The 19,219-nt window shown below is 41.2% G+C and carries 20 protein-coding genes; 10 read left to right on the forward strand and 10 right to left on the reverse strand.

From position 1 onward, the window contains the following. Window positions 1–380 precede the first annotated feature (380 nt). On the reverse strand, window positions 381–1,955 hold the full coding sequence (locus WKU26_RS11420) for an Rne/Rng family ribonuclease (RefSeq protein ID WP_178266685.1): 1,575 nt from the start codon (window positions 1,953–1,955) through the stop codon (window positions 381–383). A 262-nt stretch (window positions 1,956–2,217) separates the two neighbouring features. Beyond that, a complete protein-coding gene (locus WKU26_RS11425; protein ID WP_178266686.1) occupies window positions 2,218–2,493 on the reverse strand; it encodes an HU family DNA-binding protein in 276 nt (91 codons plus the stop codon). A 182-nt stretch (window positions 2,494–2,675) separates the two neighbouring features. On the opposite strand from WKU26_RS11425, the gene mutY reads away from it, so the two are divergent. From mutY to WKU26_RS11445, 4 genes are read left to right on the forward strand one after another with little or no spacing between them, the layout of a single operon-like run. Then, complete coding sequence (gene mutY / locus WKU26_RS11430) at window positions 2,676–3,743, forward strand: A/G-specific adenine glycosylase (RefSeq protein ID WP_269877705.1); 1,068 nt, start codon at window positions 2,676–2,678, stop codon at window positions 3,741–3,743. Between the two features lie 3 nt (window positions 3,744–3,746). Continuing rightward, window positions 3,747–4,178: a single-stranded DNA-binding protein gene (locus WKU26_RS11435; RefSeq protein WP_340322096.1), complete on the forward strand. Its 432-nt coding sequence runs from the start codon at window positions 3,747–3,749 to the stop codon at window positions 4,176–4,178. Window positions 4,179–4,210: 32 nt separating this feature from the next. After that, window positions 4,211–5,572: a gliding motility-associated protein GldE gene (gene gldE / locus WKU26_RS11440; RefSeq protein ID WP_178266691.1), complete on the forward strand. Its 1,362-nt coding sequence runs from the start codon at window positions 4,211–4,213 to the stop codon at window positions 5,570–5,572. After that, entirely contained in the window at window positions 5,559–6,212 is a 654-nt protein-coding gene (locus tag WKU26_RS11445; RefSeq protein ID WP_340322097.1) for a 4'-phosphopantetheinyl transferase family protein, read from the forward strand. The genes gldE and WKU26_RS11445 overlap by 14 nt, the downstream gene beginning before the upstream one ends. A 291-nt stretch (window positions 6,213–6,503) precedes the next feature. Here WKU26_RS11445 and WKU26_RS11450 read toward each other — a convergent pair whose 3' ends face one another. From WKU26_RS11450 to WKU26_RS11460, 3 genes are all read right to left on the reverse strand, one after another. After that, on the reverse strand, window positions 6,504–8,288 hold the full coding sequence (locus WKU26_RS11450; RefSeq protein ID WP_340322098.1) for a sensor histidine kinase: 1,785 nt from the start codon (window positions 8,286–8,288) through the stop codon (window positions 6,504–6,506). 11 nt (window positions 8,289–8,299) lie between these two features. Beyond that, on the reverse strand, window positions 8,300–8,986 hold the full coding sequence (locus WKU26_RS11455; RefSeq protein WP_178266694.1) for a response regulator transcription factor: 687 nt from the start codon (window positions 8,984–8,986) through the stop codon (window positions 8,300–8,302). Between the two features lie 78 nt (window positions 8,987–9,064). Further along, window positions 9,065–10,114, reverse strand: a complete 1,050-nt coding sequence (locus WKU26_RS11460; RefSeq protein ID WP_178266695.1) for an asparaginase — start codon at window positions 10,112–10,114, stop codon at window positions 9,065–9,067. A gap of 294 nt (window positions 10,115–10,408) precedes the next feature. Between WKU26_RS11460 and WKU26_RS11465 the strand changes: the two genes are divergently transcribed. Next, window positions 10,409–10,963, forward strand: coding sequence for a DUF308 domain-containing protein (locus WKU26_RS11465; RefSeq protein ID WP_178266696.1), 555 nt, complete (start codon window positions 10,409–10,411; stop codon window positions 10,961–10,963). An 85-nt stretch (window positions 10,964–11,048) separates the two neighbouring features. Here WKU26_RS11465 and WKU26_RS11470 read toward each other — a convergent pair whose 3' ends face one another. The 4 genes from WKU26_RS11470 to WKU26_RS11485 form a co-directional block, all read right to left on the reverse strand. Continuing rightward, window positions 11,049–11,903: a helix-turn-helix domain-containing protein gene (locus WKU26_RS11470; RefSeq protein ID WP_340322099.1), complete on the reverse strand. Its 855-nt coding sequence runs from the start codon at window positions 11,901–11,903 to the stop codon at window positions 11,049–11,051. Between the two features lie 92 nt (window positions 11,904–11,995). After that, window positions 11,996–12,247: a hypothetical protein gene (locus tag WKU26_RS11475; RefSeq protein WP_178266698.1), complete on the reverse strand. Its 252-nt coding sequence runs from the start codon at window positions 12,245–12,247 to the stop codon at window positions 11,996–11,998. Further along, window positions 12,244–12,618, reverse strand: a complete 375-nt coding sequence (locus WKU26_RS11480; protein WP_340322100.1) for an LPXTG cell wall anchor domain-containing protein — start codon at window positions 12,616–12,618, stop codon at window positions 12,244–12,246. Before WKU26_RS11480 ends, WKU26_RS11475 begins: the two co-directional genes overlap by 4 nt. A gap of 81 nt (window positions 12,619–12,699) precedes the next feature. After that, a complete protein-coding gene (locus WKU26_RS11485) occupies window positions 12,700–12,903 on the reverse strand; it encodes a YtxH domain-containing protein (RefSeq protein ID WP_178266700.1) in 204 nt (67 codons plus the stop codon). A gap of 206 nt (window positions 12,904–13,109) precedes the next feature. On the opposite strand from WKU26_RS11485, the gene WKU26_RS11490 reads away from it, so the two are divergent. After that, window positions 13,110–13,616 (forward strand): SPOR domain-containing protein, encoded by a 507-nt coding sequence (locus tag WKU26_RS11490; protein WP_178266701.1) that lies wholly within the window; start codon window positions 13,110–13,112, stop codon window positions 13,614–13,616. 128 nt (window positions 13,617–13,744) lie between these two features. Beyond that, on the forward strand, window positions 13,745–14,701 hold the full coding sequence (locus WKU26_RS11495) for a PCMD domain-containing protein (RefSeq protein WP_445323246.1): 957 nt from the start codon (window positions 13,745–13,747) through the stop codon (window positions 14,699–14,701). 95 nt (window positions 14,702–14,796) lie between these two features. Here the strand turns inward: WKU26_RS11495 and WKU26_RS11500 are convergent, their stop codons facing one another. Next, window positions 14,797–16,683: a DNA polymerase III subunit gamma/tau gene (locus WKU26_RS11500; RefSeq protein WP_340322102.1), complete on the reverse strand. Its 1,887-nt coding sequence runs from the start codon at window positions 16,681–16,683 to the stop codon at window positions 14,797–14,799. Between the two features lie 107 nt (window positions 16,684–16,790). Between WKU26_RS11500 and WKU26_RS11505 the strand changes: the two genes are divergently transcribed. The 3 genes from WKU26_RS11505 (at window position 16,791) to accC (ending at window position 19,199) form a co-directional block, all read left to right on the forward strand. Beyond that, window positions 16,791–17,108, forward strand: a complete 318-nt coding sequence (locus tag WKU26_RS11505; protein WP_340322103.1) for an FtsB family cell division protein — start codon at window positions 16,791–16,793, stop codon at window positions 17,106–17,108. Then, window positions 17,108–17,452, forward strand: a complete 345-nt coding sequence (locus WKU26_RS11510; RefSeq protein ID WP_340322104.1) for a hypothetical protein — start codon at window positions 17,108–17,110, stop codon at window positions 17,450–17,452. Before WKU26_RS11505 ends, WKU26_RS11510 begins: the two co-directional genes overlap by 1 nt. 235 nt (window positions 17,453–17,687) lie before the next feature. Beyond that, entirely contained in the window at window positions 17,688–19,199 is a 1,512-nt protein-coding gene (gene accC / locus WKU26_RS11515; protein ID WP_340322105.1) for an acetyl-CoA carboxylase biotin carboxylase subunit, read from the forward strand. Window positions 19,200–19,219: the final 20 nt, after the last annotated feature.

The following is a 19,219-nucleotide window of genomic DNA, read 5'->3' on the forward strand; positions in this document are numbered from 1 at the left end:
GTGTATTCAGGTTGTTTTTGGGGTGTTTTTGTCGGCTGGACTTTCTTGGAAATCACTTTTGCAAGGTTGTGTGTACTGATTGCTGTTGCAGGCTTGATTTCTGCTTTTAGAGGAGTGTGAATGGGGTATCGTGCGGGGTGTACTGAAGTGGATAGTTTTCGTTGGCTAAAAGTATAACGTTTGGTGTTTGCTTCAGTATTGGTTGTGTTGGCATGGTCTGCAATAAGGCAGGCAAAGTCTTGGATGCAAGGGGGCGTAGAGGTGAATACGGCTTAAGAGCATCTTTTGGAAGATTGTTTCGATAGTGGTGTCCCTGATTTTTTTATAAATACAAAAAAGGCTACCCCAAAGTGTTTTGAGATAGCCTCTGTTTGTTGTTCTTATTTGATTTCGAACTCTTCTTTCATGTCTAGTTCCTCTCCGTGTACATCGTAGAATTTGTATTGTAAAAAAGCAAAATCCTGATTTGGGATGATTTTTATACCAAATCCATATTTCATTTGCCATTTACGTTTCAATGATACCAGTCCTTGATTGATGTAAGCAGCTACATAAGGATGTATATGTAAGGTTACTTTTTTTATCTTCAACTTATTGACCAGGTAATCAATTTTACTTTCCAAAGTATCTGTAAATAAAATAGAAGGTTTTATTTTGCCTTTACCAAAACAGGTTGGACAATCTTCATCTGTATTTACATCCATTGCCGGACGTACGCGTTGGCGGGTAATCTGCATTAAGCCAAATTTACTGAGTGGAAGAATGTTGTGTTTGGCTCTGTCTTTCTGCATATTCTGGCACATGCGTTCGTATAGTTTCTGGCGATTTTCGGCAAGATTCATATCGATGAAGTCGACTACAATAATGCCTCCCATATCTCTTAAACGGAGTTGTCTGGCCAGTTCGTCTGCTGCACCTAAATTGACATCCAGCGCATTGGCCTCCTGTCCGTTTCCTGATTTTGAACGGTTTCCACTGTTTACGTCTACTACATGGAGGGCTTCGGTATGTTCGATGATGAGATAAGCGCCACTCTTGTAGGATATGGTTTTACCGAACGAGGATTTGATTTGTTTGGTAATAGCAAAATTGTCGAATATGGGAAGTTGGCCTTTGTAAAGTTTGACAATTCCTGTTCTGTCGGGGGCTATCAATGCCACATAGTCTTTTACCTCGTTGTATACCGTTTCGTCGTTGACGTAGATATTTTCGTATGAAGGATTGAATAAATCACGTAAAATAGCTACGGTACGACTTGTCTCTTCGTAAACTAAAGACGGTAATTTGCTGGCCTTTTGTACTTTAGTGATAGTTTCTTCCCAGTGTTTTAGCAGAATCTTCAACTCGGCATCCAGCTCTGCAACTCGCTTTCCTTCGGCTACGGTACGTACTATAATGCCGAAATTTTTAGGCTTGATGCTCTGTAACAGTTGTTTGAGTCGGGCGCGCTCTTCGCTCGACTTGATTTTCTGTGAAACGGAAACTTTATCGTTGAATGGGATGAGAACCAGATATCTTCCGGCAAAGGATAGTTCACAAGTCAGGCGAGGTCCTTTGGTAGAGATAGGTTCTTTTACAATCTGAACGATGACTTCCTGTCCCTGTTGCAGTACGTTGGATATTGTACCGTCTTTTTCAATATCAGGTAAGGAAGAAGCTTTTGAAATAGGATAAAGTTTCTGCTTATTGCTTATTACTTGTTTCAGATACTTCTGATAGGAGTGAAATTGAGGTCCTAAGTCCAAATAGTGAAGGAAAGCGTCTTTCTCAAAGCCGACATCCACGAAGCAGGCATTTAGTCCAGGCATCAGTTTTTTCACTTTGCCTAAGTACATGTTCCCTACGGAGAAAGAGAGGTTTCTTTCTTCTTTCTGAAATTCTACCAGATTCTTGTCTTCCAACAGTGCGATAGAGATTTCTTTGGGCTGTACGTCAACTACTAATTCGCTTGTCACTTGATTATTTGGTTTTTAAAGTTTATAAATTGTTTTCTAAACGTACATTTTGACTAATACACAAAGAACAAACCTGAAAGGACTATAAAAGGCTTTACAAGTTTGTTCTTTATTGAAGTCGGACAGACTAATGATTATTTTTTGCTTTTATGTCTGTTCTTTCTTAGTCTTTTCTTACGTTTGTGTGTAGACATTTTATGTCTTTTTCTTTTCTTTCCGCTTGGCATAGCTTCAAAATTTTATAGGGTTAATACTAATTTAATTATTTTTTTACTGAAAGAGTAAATGTCTTAGCTGGTTTAAATGCCGGAATGTTGTGTTCCGGAATGATGATAGTTGTATTTTTTGAAATGTTACGAGCAGTTTTCTGAGCTCTTTTCTTTACGATAAAACTGCCGAACCCGCGAAGGTATACGTTTTCATCATTAGACAGAGATTCTTTTACTGAGTCCATGAACGCTTCAAGGGTTGTCAACACGGTGGTCTTGTCAATACCTGTGTTTTTAGCAATTTCGTTTACAATATCCGCTTTAGTCATTTTGCTAATAATTATTGTTATACGTTATCTTAAATTTTTGGACTGCAAATATATAGCTTTTCTTGTACTCTGAAAAATATATTCAGAACAATTTTTTCTAAAAGTATCTTTCGCTTCCTCCGAAAACTCCTATTTTTGCAAAAATAATAAAAAACTTTGGTTAATAGAATAAATATATAGAAATGAATCAATTTGCTCCGCTGTTGATTGACTGGTACGAACATAATAAAAGAGAACTTCCCTGGCGGCAGACTCAAGATCCGTATAAAATATGGATATCGGAGGTAATTCTTCAGCAGACAAGGGTGGCTCAAGGATATGATTATTATTGCAGGTTTATAGAACGGTTTCCGGATTTTCATGCTTTGGCTCAGGCCGATGAAGATGAGGTGATGAAGTATTGGCAGGGGCTGGGATATTATTCTCGGGCGCGAAATCTGCATGAAGCTGCCCGTTCGATTGATTCACAGGAGTATTTCCCGAAAACGTATGCAGAAGTACGTGCCTTGAAAGGGGTGGGGGAATATACTGCTGCCGCCATTTGTTCTATCGCTTACGATATGCCTTATGCGGTAGTGGATGGAAATGTGTATCGTGTCTTGTCGCGCTGGATGGGCGTGGATACTCCGATTGACACCTCGGAGGGGAAAAAGATATTTGCAGCTTTGGCCGATGAATTATTGCCGAAAGAAACGCCAGGGCTGTATAATCAGGCCATTATGGATTTTGGGGCACTGCAGTGTGTGCCTGTGTCGCCCAAGTGTGAGGTTTGTCCGTTGATGGACAGTTGTGTGGCCTTTCGTAAAGGTCTGGTGGGCGAATTGCCTAAAAAGAAACGTAAGACTAAGGTACTCGACCGTCATTTTATTTATCTCTATATCCATACATCGGGTTGTACTTTTTTATACAAGCGGCCGGCTGGCGATATTTGGCAGAATTTATATGAGTTTCCGTTATTGGAACCTGATAGGAGCTTGTCGGAAGAAGAACTTTTCAGTTTTCCGGAATTCCAGCAACTGCTGTCGCAGTGTGAGGTAAAGCTGGTACGGCGGATGGGGCAAAGGGTAAAGCATGTGCTGTCTCACCGGGTAATTTATGCCGATTGTTATGAGGTGGAAGTAACGGAAAAAAGTCTGTTGCCGGAAAAGTATCAGAGGGTTCCGGTGGCTGATTTATATAAATTCCCTGTATCGCGTTTGTTGTCTCATTTTTTTTCTGTAATTTTGGACTCTGATATTAAAACGAAGTAAATCATGTCATTGAATAAAGTCCAGTTGATAGGTAATGTGGGGAAAGATCCCGATGTAAGATATTTGGATAGCGGTGTAGCTGTGGCTACATTTTCGTTGGCTACAACAGATAGAGCATATACTTTGGCCAATGGAACACAGGTTCCTGAACGTACAGAATGGCACAATATTGTTTTGTGGCGCGGATTGGCGGAAACTGCCGAAAAATATGTACGTAAGGGAGACAAACTTTACATCGAGGGAAAAATCCGTACCCGGTCTTATGACGACCAGAACGGTATAAAACGTTACGTAGTGGAGATATTCGGTGATAATATGGAAATGCTGACTCCGCGTGCTGTCCAACAGCCTGCCGGACAGGTTCAGCAACCGGCTGCTGCTTCGCAGACTGCATCTGTGTCTGCGGAATCGGCATCAGACGATTTGCCGTTTTAAAATGAACTTATGTCTAACTAAAATTTAAATCTTTGGACCCTGACTCGTATTTATCCCGTTTATCGGATTTATGTAACGGAGTAACTGTTATGTCTCCTTCTCTAGGAGCGATTATTGCATTGATGCTGGCTATTCTTTTGCTGTATGCATCAGGTTTTGTTTCTGCTTCCGAAATTGCTTTCTTTTCATTGTCTCCTTCTGATTTGAATGAGATTGAAGAAGAAAAATCTCCTTCTGATACGAAGATTAAAAGTCTTCTGGAAGATTCTGAACATTTGTTGGCTACCATTCTTATTTCAAACAATTTTGTGAATGTGACCATTATTATGTTGTGCAATTACTTCTTTGCCAGCGTAATAGATTTTGGTCAGGCACAGATTTTGGAGTTTCTGGTTATTACCGTAGTCCTGACTTTTTTATTGCTGTTGTTTGGGGAGATAATGCCTAAAATATATTCTGCACAGCATACACTTTCTTTTTGCAGAAAAGCTGCTCCGGTTATTTATGTGCTTCGGTCGGTATTCAAGCCGATGTCGAATCTGCTTGTACATTCGTCTTTTGTGGTCAACAAATTGACTAAAAAGCATAAGGTGCGCAACTTGTCTGTCGACGAGCTGTCTCAGGCTCTGGAACTGACCGATAAGAATGAAATTTCAGAAGAGAGTACCATGCTTGAAGGAATTATTCGCTTTGGGGAGGAAACAGCCAAAGAAGTGATGACTGCCCGTCTTGATATGGTGGATCTTGAACTGAATACTCCTTTTTCCAAGGTCTTGAAATGTGTCGTAGATAACGCTTATTCCCGCATTCCTGTATACGAAGAGTCTCGTGATAATATCAAGGGGATTTTGTATATAAAAGATTTGTTGCCTTATCTGAAGCAGGGTGATGAGTTCAAGTGGCAGAATTTGATTCGTCCGGCTTTCTTCGTTCCGGAAACGAAAAAGATTGACGATCTTCTTCATGATTTTCAAATCAATAAAATTCATATTGCGATTGTAGTGGATGAATTTGGTGGTACGTCGGGTATTGTAACCATGGAAGATATCATAGAAGAGATTGTAGGCGAAATAAATGATGAGTACGATGAGGAAGTACGTACCTATATTAAACTTTCTGATAATTCTTATTTGTTTGAAGCAAAGACGTTCCTGACCGATTTCTATAAAGTCTTGAAGATTGATTCGGATGAATTTGAAGATATTGCGGCCGATGCCGACACGCTGGCAGGATTGATTCTCGAACTGAAGGGGGAATTCCCGGTACAGCAAGAAGTCTTGTTCTATAAGAACTATCGTTTTGAAATTGTAGAGATGGATTCTCGCCGTATTTTGAAAGTAAAGGTAACGGTACTTCCTAAAGAGCATAAAGAAGAGGGATATGTCGCTTCTTAAACAATGGAACTGGCAGGGAGGGTGTTTCGGTATATGGCAACTGACCGAGAGCCAGGAAGAGTTACGTAGCCGGTTGTCGCAGAATTTCAATTACGAGGAAGAACTTGCCGGACTGAAGTCTCTTTCCCGGAAGATGGAGTATTTGGGCGTAAGGGTTTTGCTGAAAGCATTGTCTGGAAAGGAAATGTGTATTGGGCATTATGCATCCGGAAAACCTTATATTCTTTCGGGAGAATATCAGATTACAATTTCACATACCAAAGGCTATATTGCCGTCGGTATTCACCCGAAGTGGAATATTGCCATGGATATAGAGTATTATGGCGAGAGGGTGAAAAAGGTCATTTCACGCTTTGTCCGCCAGGATGAAATGCCCGGTCGGGAACATTTGTCAGAGCGTATGTTGATTTATCAGTATTTGCTGCACTGGTCGGCAAAAGAGACCTTGTTTAAGTTGCTTGATACCAATGAGGTGGACTTCTTGAAGCACCTGTATATCTGTCCTTTTACCGCTTCGGAGGAAGGAGTTTTTGAGGCTGAAGAGTATCGTACAGGGATGAATAACCATTATCAGATACATTATATGCTTCGCGATGATTTTGTCTGTACGTGGACTGTGGATGCGGAAACAGCAGAATGAAACGTTTTTTTCTTTATGCAGTCGGATGAAAGAATCCGTTTGCATGATGAATGGTTAATGGTACTATGGCTGGGTATGAGAGCGTACATACTGTAACCGGCGCCGCAGAATATGCATCCGACGGCGTCGGATGGCGAATCGACGACGTCGATTTTATAGCCGTCATCGTTGGCTGTAGGCAATGACTTGCAGGATTTATAACTGGCACTGGAATATAAAAAGCTTGACTGTTGAATAATCAAGAGTCAAGCTTTTTTATAATTGAGAGGTTTTTATTTTATGGTGATTGTTTTAATTCACTCCTTTCTGTAAAGTAAAGACAAATTCCAATCCTCCTCCCGGAATATTTTTGGCAAAAATGGTACCTCCATGGAATAAGACTGCATTCTTCACGATAGCCAGTCCTAAACCTGTTCCTCCCAGTTTTCTGGAGCGTCCTTTGTCTACGCGGTAAAAGCGTTCGAACAGTCGGTTCAAATGTTCTTCGGGAACACCTACTCCTGTATCGGAAAAACTGAAGTAGTAGAATTTTTCATCCTCCCGGAAACAGTTTATTGTAATCTGTATGCCTGTGCCTGCATAAGCTATTGCATTGTCTGTCAGATTCCGGAAAATGGAATACAATAAGGATCCGTTTCCTATGATGTTCATGTTAGGCGGGAGCAAATTATTGACTTGTATATGTTTTTCTTCGAGATTCAGAGCAACCTCGCTTAACATGTTTTCTACCAGCTTGCTTAAATTCAGACTCTCTTTTGATACCATATCCGGAGCTTCGTCCATACGGGTAAGTACAGAGATGTCACGCAGAAGAAGTGTGAGCCGGTTGCTTTGAGCATAGCTTCTTTGCAAGAATGTTTGTGTCATCTCCGGGCTGAGATTCGGATTGTTGAGCAATGTCTCTATATACCCTTGTATACTGCTTACAGGAGTTTTCAGCTCGTGGGCGATGTTCTGTGTCAGCTGACGTTTCAGGCGGGCCTGTTCTTCTTCCTGAGTAATGTCATTGATGGAAATTTCGAATGACAAATCCTGAAAGATGATACTTTCTACCAAAAAAGAACGTGCGTTTTTGTCTATATGAAGGGATAAACGTTTTTCTTCTTTATTGGGATTGTTTTCATTCTTAGTCAGAAACTCATTGATGGGTTTTAGTTCCGGTATGTCGAAAACTTCTTCGGTGGAACTTAAGTTTCTGTCGGAGATGATATTGGCATATTGTGTAAAAAGGTTGTTTACCAGAATTTCCTTGCGTTCCTTGGTAAAGACTCCAAGTCCTTCGTGCGAGGTTTGCAGATGCGAAATCAGTTTCTCTCTCTCGATGTAGAGGGCTTCTTTGGCACGGTGGAGCCGTTTGTATATTTTTATGATATGCTGGGAAATCTCTCCCAATTCATTTTTAGGGAATGTTTGTAAGATTTCAATGTCTATTGGTTCGTTTCTGTCGGCCTTTAATGCAAACTGTTGCAGTTTGGTGATGGACATTCCCAGTTTGTAAGTGAAACGATAGAATAAGGCTATCAGTAATAAACTGATTACCAATGTAAACCAAACATATCCCGAGTCGGCTTTAAGATGTTCGCTTAAACTCACGCTATAGGGAAGGGCAGAACGTATGATCAGCCGTTTACTGGGGTAGTATTTGGCCGAATAAAAGAATTCTTCTCCATTCAAACTTTCCGAATGCCGGCTGATGGCATATCCGCTGCCATACATCAGGGCATCTATGACTTCTTTTCGTGAAGAATGGTTCTTGAACTTCTTCCAGTTCTTTTCTATGTTGTCGTAGATTACGATACCTGTGGATGTGATGAGTGTGACCCGCAGGTTCGGGATCATGTGAGTAGCCACATACTGTTGCAGACTATCTGCATTCAGATTACCGTTTTCGTTTATGAAATCGTATAGCCGTGAGTTGTAGTCTTGAAGCTGTGTATTTAAAAGTTCGCTCTTGAATACCTTTTCCCGTCTGTACTGAAAACACATAAAGCACAGCGAAAAAGCGATGAAAAGAGAGATAACCAGAAAGAATAGTTTCTGGCTAAAGGAAAGAATACGAGAAAAAAAAGTAGTCATGTCAAATTGTATTATTCACATTCGAAACAGTAACCGTAGCCTAATCGGGTTACAATTTGTTTACCATATTCACCGATTTTTTTACGTAATCGGGTAATATTCACATCGATAGTGCGATCTAATACATACGATTCATCATTCCATACTTTGGTCAGTATGTCTTCTCGTGAGAATACTCGTCCTTGGTTCTGTAGTAAAAGCAACAAAATCTCGAACTCTTTTTTGGTTAATGAAATTTCTTCGTTGTCGATTGTTACTTTCTTTTTGGAGATATGTATGACTAACCCTTTGTATTGTAACTGGTCCTGTTCTTTCATCTGCACTCCGGCAGTACGGCGTAATACCGCTTTCACACGCATGATTACTTCACGCAAAGAGAACGGTTTGGATATATAATCATCGGCTCCCAGATTAAATCCGGTGATTGTATCGTTTTCTGTATCTTTGGCAGTGATGAATATGATTGGAATTTCTGCTGTATCTTTGTTCTTCTTCAGCATACTTGCCATACGGAATCCGGAAATTTCTCCCATCATCACATCCAAAAGCAACAGTTGGTACTGTGTAAGATCCAGTTTAAGGGCTTCTTCGGCAGAGTTGGCTGTGTCTACGAAATACCCTTCCATTTCGAGATTGAACTTTAGAATCTCGCATAAATCCTCTTCGTCATCTACAACAAGTATTCGGTAATCATTCATATTGTTTTGGTATTTTTGAGTTTCTGCAAAGATGACGTTTCTTTGTTTCGGAGCCATGAAATAATTGTTACAATTGCGTTACAATTCCGGTCGGGTAAACTCTCCTGCAATGGAACGCCCCATTTCCCGCCGTATTTCCTGCGGAGACAGGTTGTGGCCGAGTAAAAACATTAGTTTGGTAATCACACATTCTACCGTCGCATCGTATCCGCTTATCACTCCGGCATCCAATAGATGTAAGCCTGTTTCGTAACGTGCCATTTCTACCATACCGGTTTGACACTGTGAGATATTTACGATGATAATACCTCGGCTGGTTGCCTCCTTCAGCAGCTTGATGAACCATGGCTTTTGAGGAGCATTTCCTGAACCGTATGTCTTTAGGGCTACAGCACGCAGGCCCGGTGTGTTTAGCATTGTGCTGACTACCTTTTCCTGAATACCGGGGAAGATTGTCAGAATCATCACATTGGTATCGAATACATAGTGAGGGTGCATCGGAAGCGATAAATCTGCTTTACGGATGCGGTCGTATTCATATTTTATATGGATACCGGCAGTGGCCAACGCTGGATAGTTGTAGGAGCGGAAAGCATTGAAGTTTTCTGCATTGATTTTGGTGGTACGGTTACCACGTAATAAATGGTTTTCGAAAAATATACAGACTTCTGGTACTATTGCCCTTCCGTCCGGATATTTGGCAGCAGCTATTTCTATAGAAGTGATTAAGTTTTCTTTTCCGTCGGTACGCAGTACACCTATCGGGAGCTGACTTCCTGTCAGGATAACGGGTTTGGCCAGATTTTCCAGCATGAAGCTAAGGGCAGAGGCTGTGTATGCCATGGTATCAGTTCCATGAAGGATGACGAAACCGTCGAAATTATCGTAATTATAATGGATAATCTTTACCAGTTTAGCCCACAAGGCTGGTTCCATGTCGGAGGAGTCGATGGGGGGGTTGAATTGATAAGATGAAATTCTGTAGTTAAATCTTTTCAATTCTGGTACATTTTCTTGAAGTTGATCGAAATTAAAAGCTTCCAATGCACCTGTTTCCGGATTCTCAATCATACCGATTGTACCCCCTGTATAGATTAGCAAAACGGAAGGATAATCAGGCTTAATCATAATTCTGTCGTAATAAATTTGCCACAAAGATAGTATAAATACTTTAAAAAGGGAGTACGAATGGTGAAAAAATAACAAATTGCTTTATATCAAGTGCCTTTTGTACGAGATATTCATTAGATAGTGTTTTTATAAATGCCAGAAAAAAGGGGTATTTCTGCCTTTTTCAATGAAAATGTAAGGTTGATGAAAGATAATGGTAAGAAAAAAGGAAGACTATAGGGAATTTTGTCTTTTCGTTTGTTTATATCTGTGTAATTTGCTATTTTCGTATAACTAAGAATATAAAACGTGATGAAAACAATGAACTATGCTTTGATGAGCGGCTTGTGTGCTTTGATTATTGGCATACTGTTGGTCGTATGGCCTGATGCTGCTGTAAATTATCTGGTGATAACAATCGGTGTCTTGTTTCTGTTGCCGGGGTTATTAGGATTGTTCGGCTATTTTGCATCTTCCAGACAGTCGGATGGTATGAGCCGTCCTTTTCCTATCGTTGCATTGGGAAGCGCTTGCTTTGGCCTCTGGCTGATGATTATGCCGGCATTTTTTGTAAGCATTCTGATGTATATATTAGGTGTGCTTCTGGTACTTGGAGGCGTCACTCAATTGTCTAATTTTATATCGGTGCGTAACGTGGTAAAAGTGCCGGTGGTTTGGTATGTTATTTCTGTGCTGGTGCTGATTGCCGGACTGGTTGTACTGTTTAATCCTTTCCAGGCAGCTACTGTTCCTTTTATTGTATTGGGAGTGTCGGCAATTGTATATGGAGCAACCGATTTGATTCGCTTGCTGTTTTATCGCCGTAAAAGAAATGAAAAAGTAACCGATGTGGAAATTATAGAATAAGAAACCGGTCTGTGATTTGATGACGGATTTTTAAGAATGTTACCGATATCCGATGCGGGTGATATCGGTAACATTTTTTTTGTTCTTATTTTCCGGAGTTTCTGTATTGTTTAGGTGACATACCTGTGTATCGTTTGAAATATTTTCCAAAGAAGGAGATATCCGGAAAATTCAGTGAATAGGCTATTTCCTGGATGGTCAGTTCCGTGGACCGTAATTTGGCCTGTGCATCGTGTATGACAAAGGAAGAAATAATGTCTGTCAGTGTCTTCCCGGTTGTTTTTTTGATGGTGGTGCTCAGGTGTTGCGGAGAGAGGTGCATCTTTTCTGCATAGAATGAAATGTTTCTTTCCGATTTGTAGTTTTGTACGATAATGCGCACCAGTTCTTTTACTATTTCCTGATTACGGTTGTATCGTACTTGTGAGTTCTCTTCTTTTTTCCGGGTTATATTACCCAATGTCAGAATGATTTGTGAATAAATCAAGTCAATTTGTGCGGGAGTAATAAATGCATCACTTAAGTGCTGAGCTTTGATGATGGTTTTGAAAGACTCCTGAAAAATTTCTGCAACTTCTTTTTGCAGATGGATAACCGGATTTTCGAAAATATGAGGAGTATACTCGATTGTTTTAGAGAACAATGTAGAGTGGCGGATAAGTTCTTTTGAAAACCCAATCAGTGTAAAACGGCAATCCTGGCTTTGTGATGTGATCTGGAAGAATACTTCGGGCATGATTACAGCCATTGAGTTCTGACGGAGTTCGTATTGGGTAAGGTGTATGGTTGCAACACAATTGCCTCTTGTGCATAAGAGGAACAGGCAGCCGGGCATTTGTGTGGGGAACTTGAATAGTTGCTTTAAGTTCCCGATGATATCTATTCCTGTAAACATTTGTAAATTAGATGGAATAGATGCAAGAGATTTAATCCTTTTCATTAATTGTCATTAAATAAATCAAGTAACAAATATAAAATATTTGTCGGATAGTTCCAAATATTTATTTGAATGACGCAGACGGATTGTATGGCTTATTTTCTTTTTTGTGAGAAAAAACTTTGAACGCGTCTTAGCACTTTTATGCCGGTCATGATACCATCATAGGCGGCTATTCCCATGTTGATGTGCTGCATCATGCTATCTATTTTATTATCACTTCTGGTGGGTGAGAAAAGTTCTTGCGAAATATGCTGCATTCTTTTTTTGGAAGCCTGTATTTCCGCTCTTTTTTCCTCTTTTTTTTGAGAGATCAATTCTATGGTGTAGATTTCTTTCGTATTCATGCCTGTTTCTCCTTATTGGGATTGTCTAAAAACAAATGTGACAAAAAGTTTACCATCGGCTGGAATATCAGTTTTTTTCGATATATGTATATCAGGAATGCCAATAGCAGGATAATTCCTCCTATCATGGCATAACTTCCGGTCAGACTTCCTGTAATGGGTTCGAGGGCGTATACCAGCATAAATGAAAAGTAAAATACGGCCATCATGCTTAATACGGTAATGAGTAAAATAAGAATAAGGGTACCCAGCAGGACAGTCAGTTTTTCCACAAGATCGAATTTCAGATATTCTCCTTGCAGTTCAATGTATTTTTTCATCTCCTTTACAAGAGATTCCAGATTGTCTATGCTTTTGTCTTGAGAAAACATATGCGGTTTGTTAAAGTGAAAAAACAGGCAGACTCATTCAATTTTGAAATGTGAATTAAGTCTGCCTGTTTTGTTAAATTTTTATTCAGCGTCTTTTACTTCTGCTGCAATCTGATCTACCAGGTCATCCATTTCTTCACGATTCAGACGAATGCCTTTTTTACGCAAAAGTTCTGCAATTTTCTTACGGGTATCTTCTCCTTTTTCCGGTGCAAACAATAAGCCTGCTGCTGCTCCCAAGGCTGCTCCGCCCAAAAAAGCGGCTACATAATTTAGTGCTTTCATAATTCCACTTATTTAAAGTTCCTATTTACAAATCTAATAAAAACTTTGATAAGTTGTCACTCTTTTGAGGAAAAATAAGGAAACGAAGGATAAAACTGTATAATTAACAGAATTTAATAGTTTCACTTCTTTTATATTACTACTTTTGCGCGTAATTATATATTGAAAATAGGACTAAATATTAACTAACAATAAAATCAAACGACATGAGAAAGATTGTTGTATTGGGAATGGGATTGTGCGTAGCACTGGCATTCTCTTCTTGTAAGTCAAGCGAAAGTGCTTATAAGAAAGCTTACGAAAAAGCAAAACAGCAGGAACTTGCAGAAGCTACTGCAGAAACTCCGGCACAGACTCCGGTGGTAGAAGCTGCTCCGGTAGTAGAAGCTGCTCCTGTAACAAAAGCTCCGGTTACAGTTGGAACTGTTCGCGAAGAAAAAGTTGAACTGGTTTCTGGAAATGGCTTGAAAGCATTTAGCGTAGTATGCGGTAGCTTTGGAGTAAAGGCTAATGCAGAAGGATTGAAAGCTACTTTGGATAACGATGGTTACAATGCAAAAGTAGTGTATGCTGCAGAAAAGAACATGTATCGTGTGGTTGTAGAATCGTTCGATACTCGTGAAGAAGCAGCGCGTGCAAGAGATGCATTCAAGGCTAAATATCCTCATCGTGAAGACTTCCAGGCTGCATGGTTATTGTACCGTGTGTACTAATATTCAGTAAATGGAAATATAGTACATGAATAAGAATATGTATTCTATTTAGTGGAATATAAAGCGACGGTTTTTCAGACCGTCGCCTTTTTTTTATCTTTGCCGGATAACGTGAATAGATAGATACAATGAAAAAGATAGGATTGTTGTTCGGGTGTGCGCTATTTATGCTGCCTCTGAATATGAAGGGACAGGAGAAAGTCGTTCCTTTGAAATACGGAAATATGGATCAGTGGGTGACACGTAAGATTCATGAGTCAGGAGTAATTGGCGGAAAAACAAAGCTGTTGTATGAAGTGGCTCCCACAAAGGTGATTGATGGCAATGAGCCTTATGTAAATCTGGGTGGTTCTCCCTGGGCAAATTCCAATGTAATGGCCAAGGTTATGGGTATTGTAAAGACCAATACCAGTGTATATCCTGAAAAAAGGGGGAATGGATATTGCGCCCGTCTGGAGACTCATATTGAAAGTGTCAAAGTACTGGGGCTGGTCAATATCACAGTGTTGGCTTCCGGATCGTTGTTTTTGGGTGATATGAAAGAACCGATTACCGGAACAAAGGAAGGAGAAATGGCTCTGAACTCAGGAGTAGCGTTTACAACACGTCCGAAAGCTGTTCGTTACGATTATAAGGTACGGATGTCCGGTCAGCCCAATCGTATTCGGCAGACTGGATTTAGCAGAAAGTCTGTGGTGCCCGGACAAGACTGTGCAATTATGACTTGTTTGCTCCAGAAACGTACAGAAGACGCCGAGGGTAATATTATTGCCAAGCGTGTGGGGACTGCTGTGGTGCGTTATAGCCGTACGGAAGATTGGAAAAACGGTGCTACTTATGAAATAATGTATGGCGACATTACAAAGGATGCCGGATATCAGGCAGAGCTGATGAAGCTGGGCGTCGGTGGATATTATGCCCGTAACAGCAAAGGAGAAAGCAAGCAGATAAAAGAAGTGGGATGGGCAGAAGAAGGTGAAGCACCTACTCATCTTGTGCTTCAGTTTACTTCCAGCCTTGGAGGAGCTTTTGTCGGCTCCCCTGGAAACAAATTTTGGGTAGATAATGTAAGTCTTGTTTATTAAGACTCTATACGAACAGTTCCCCTTGCCGGCCTTTTGTGTGGGTAAGGGGATTTTTGTATCGGAAAAAATGATTGAGAGTGAGACAAAAGTAAAAATTAAGAAAGTTCAAGGCCGAATACTTCTTTAAGCTTCAGCAAATCCGGATTTTTTTTGCTCATCATCTGGAAGCGTTCCACATGGCTGTAGGCCCGGATGTTTTCGTTGGCTTCACTTACCCGTGTCGTCATTTTTATCTGGCGGTTATGAAGTTGCTGACGCAGGTGAGCCTCGATTTGTGGTGCAAGCTGTTGCATGTATTTTTGTGCCAGTTCGTTATCGACCACTACTTCAAATGTCTTTTTGTCGGAAAGCAGATGAGGCTGTATATTCATCATACGTCCGGCATTTGCTGCTTCCTCTTTAGGCAGGCGGGCAGCAAATTCTCTCCAGTAATAATCCAGATCTTTTTCGTTGAAGATGTAATCTTCGTAGTTCTCCTCTTCTTGCGGTTGAACGGCTTTTACCGTTGCTGTTGTGTTTGCATTGGTAGGAGTAGCTGTTTGGGGGCGTCGGATGGAAATACCTAAATTCCCGGCTTTCATCACAGGAATTTTTTTATCGGTATTTTGAGCTGCCGGCTGTACTCCTTTGGGAGCAGCAGCTTGCGGAGTGTTTGACGGCCCTTGCGGAGGTGTAGTTTTGGTTCCGGCTGCTACCGGTGCGTGAGTCTGTGGAGCCGGTGTCTGAGGAGCTGTACCGACAGGAGGGTGAGCTGCATTTCCCTGTGGTCTCACTGTCGTATTTCCCCCTGTAGTCTGAGCTGTACTGGTCTGTGCAGAAGTGGTACCTTGATTGAATACCGGAGACAGGCTCTTTTTCGTTCCTTGTGGAGGAGTCGGGTTTTCCGGTCCCATTGTCAGTTGGGCTACTTGTATAAGGGTCAGTTCCACCAGTAAACGTTTGTTCTTACTGAGGCGATAGTTCAAGTCGCAGTCGTTGCACAGTTTCATGGCCTGATACAAAAACTGAGGAGTGCACTTCTGAGCCTGGGCACGATAGCGTTCACGGATAGAAGCACCCACTTCCAGCAAAGTCAGAGTAGCCTCGTCCTTGCTGACCAGCAAATCGCGCAAGTGCGAAGTCAGTCCCGTGATGAAGTGGTTCCCGTCGAATCCTTTTTTCAGAATATCATTGAAGATGAGCAAACTTTCTGCTATTTTGTTTTCCAGAAGAAAGTCTGTCAAGCGGAAATAATATTCATAATCCAGTACATTCAGATTCTCTATTACACTCTTGTATGTAATATGTCCGTTGGTAAAACTTACCACCTGGTCGAATATAGACAAGGCATCACGCATACCTCCGTCGGCCTTTTGTGCAATTACATTCAAGGCTTCCGGTTCGGCTTCGATATGCTCTTTTCTGGCTACATTTTCCAGATGCTCCACGGTATCGCTTACACTGATGCGGCTGAAGTCATAAATCTGACAACGGCTCAGAATCGTAGGAAGTATCTTGTGCTTCTCTGTAGTAGCGAGAATGAAGATGGCATGATGAGGAGGCTCTTCCAAGGTTTTCAGAAAAGCATTGAATGCAGCCTGAGAAAGCATGTGCACCTCGTCTATGATATACACCTTGTACTTTCCTATCTGTGGCGGAATACGTACCTGGTCTATCAGCGAACGGATGTCTTCCACAGAGTTGTTTGATGCAGCATCCAGTTCATGTATATTATAAGAACGTTGTTCAATAAACGCCCGGCACGATTCACATTCGTTGCATGCTTCCCCTTCGGCCGTGGGATGCAGACAGTTGATGGTCTTGGCAAAGATTCGTGCGCAAGTAGTTTTTCCTACTCCACGAGGTCCGCAGAAAAGATAAGCATGTGCCAGTTTATGACTGGCAATCGCATTTTTCAGCGTTGTGGTCAAGGCTTTTTGTCCTACTACGGTATCAAAAGTTGCAGGGCGGTATTTGCGTGCCGAAACGATGTAATTCTCCATAAGTTTTGTTCTTTATAAATGCAAAAATACATAAATTCTCCGTTTTTGCATGGCTTGCAATGATTTATTTCTATCTTTGCAGCACGATAAAACAAGTGTAAATCTTTATGGGTAAGCTGGTTCTGTTTTGGAATTTTATTCGTCGGCATAAGTATGCGATAACCCTTGTTACTTTTGCGCTGATTATAGGTGTGCTTGATGAGGAAAACAGTTTGTTGCAACGTTTTTCTCATTGGCGGGAAATTAATAAGCTGAAATCTGAGATAACATTTTATCGCAATCAGTACGAACGCGACAGCAAGCGTCTGAAGGAGATATCTTCAGATCCGGAAGCTTTGGAAAAGGTAGCTCGTGAGAAATATCTGATGAAAAAGCCCAATGAAGATATTTACATATTCGAGGAAGATTTGAACAAGAAACAATAATGAACAAATATTATACGGTTATTTCTGCTGCAGGAGCAGTGTTGTTGCTGATAGGAGCCATGTTGCAAATCACAAAACTGTTTTTTGCTCCTTATGTATATATAGTAGGTGCGGTGATGTTTTCCTATGTACAAGTTATGTCCGGATATGAAGGCCGTAACATTGTAATCCGCCGTTTGCGCCGTCAGCAAGTGATAGGAGCCATGCTGCTGGTTGTAGCCGGAGTGATGATGATTCTCTGGCACCGCAACGAGTGGGTGGCCTGTCTGAGTATAGCAGCCATACTTGAACTGTATACCGCCTTCCGTATTCCGCAGGAAGAAGAGCGCGAAAAGAAACAATAATATTTCCTCTATTTTGCAATCTCTGTATTGCTATTCTTTTGCTTTATATTTTTTTTCTCTTCTAAACCGGTTTATTTTATTCCAAAAAGCCTGCGGAAAGCAAAAAAAAAGCTGATTATTGGATTGATATCCGTTTTTTTGCTACTTTTGCACAGTTTTGGGCGGGGTGTGCCAATGCGTAAAGGTACTGTACGTCCGGAATAATTAATAGAAGATACTAATTAAATCGTAAAGCATGATACACAAAGTATTAATAGCTAATCGTGGTGAAATTGCTGTACGTGTGATGCGCTCTTGTCGTGAAATGGGCATTCGTACAGTGGCAGTGTTTTCCGAAGCCGACAGAACGGCTCGCCACGTACTTTATGCTGACGAAGCCTGTCTGATAGGTCCAGCAGCTTCTCGTGAAAGTTATCTGAATATTGATAAGATTATCATGGCAGCCAAGCGTCATGGAGCAGATGCCATTCATCCGGGTTACGGCTTCTTGTCGGAAAATTCCGAATTCGCCCGCCGTTGCCGCGAAGAAGGCATTATCTTTATCGGTCCCGATCCTGAAACAATGGATGCGATGGGTGATAAGATTTCTGCCCGTAAACAGATGATTGCAGCTGGAGTTCCGGTAGTTCCCGGAACCGAAAAACCTCTTCAAAGTGTAGAAGAAGCCATTCGTATTTGCAATGAAATCGGTTATCCTGTTATGCTGAAAGCCTCTATGGGAGGTGGTGGTAAAGGTATGCGACTCATTCATAGCGAAAGCGAAGTGGAAGAGGCTTACAATACTGCCCGTTCAGAATCAATGTCTTCTTTCGGTGACGATACCGTTTATCTGGAAAAATTCGTAGAAGAACCTCATCATATTGAGTTCCAGATTTTGGGAGACAATCATGGCAACGCTGTACATTTGTTCGAACGCGAATGTTCTATTCAGCGTCGTAACCAGAAAATCGTAGAAGAAACTCCTTCTCCTTTTGTGACTCCCGAATTGCGTCAGAAAATGGGTGAAGCTGCTGTAGCAGCTGCCAAGGCTGTCAACTACAAGGGAGCCGGTACAATTGAGTTCCTGGTAGACAAGCACCGCAATTTCTACTTCCTGGAAATGAATACCCGTTTGCAGGTAGAACATCCTATCACAGAAGAAGTAGTTGGTGTGGATTTGGTAAAGGAACAGCTTCGTATTGCCAACAACGAACCGTTGCACTTCAAACAGGAAGACCTGAAACAGCGCGGACACGCTATCGAATGCCGTATCTGTGCAGAAGACTCTGAAAACAACTTCATGCCTTCTCCGGGTATCATCCGTCAGCTGATTGAACCGAACGGTATCGGAGTACGTATCGACAGCTATGTATACGAAAGCTACGAAATTCCTATTTACTACGACCCGATGATCGGTAAGCTGATTGTATGGGCTACTACCCGTGAATTTGCTATCGAACGTATGCGTCGTGTGTTGTACGAATACAAGATTACAGGTCTGAAGACCAACATCGGTTATCTGCGTCATATTATGAATGTGCCCGATTTCGTAGAAGGACATTATAATACACTGTTCATTCCGAAACATCAGGATATGTTGCGCGAATGGGCCGGACAGAAAGAAGAGGAAACCGAAAACATCGCCATGATTGCTGCGTATATCGACTACCTGATGAATCTGGAAGAAAACAACTCCGGCTCATCCGATAATCGTCCTATCAGCCGCTGGCGTGAGTTTGGCCTGAAAAAAGGAGTATTACGAATTTAAGTTTGTAAGTTTTTAAGTTT

Origin of the sequence: Phocaeicola sp. HCN-40430, from assembly GCF_037890285.1 — a bacterium.
Taxonomy (GTDB): Bacteria; Bacteroidota; Bacteroidia; order Bacteroidales; family Bacteroidaceae; genus Phocaeicola; species Phocaeicola acetigenes.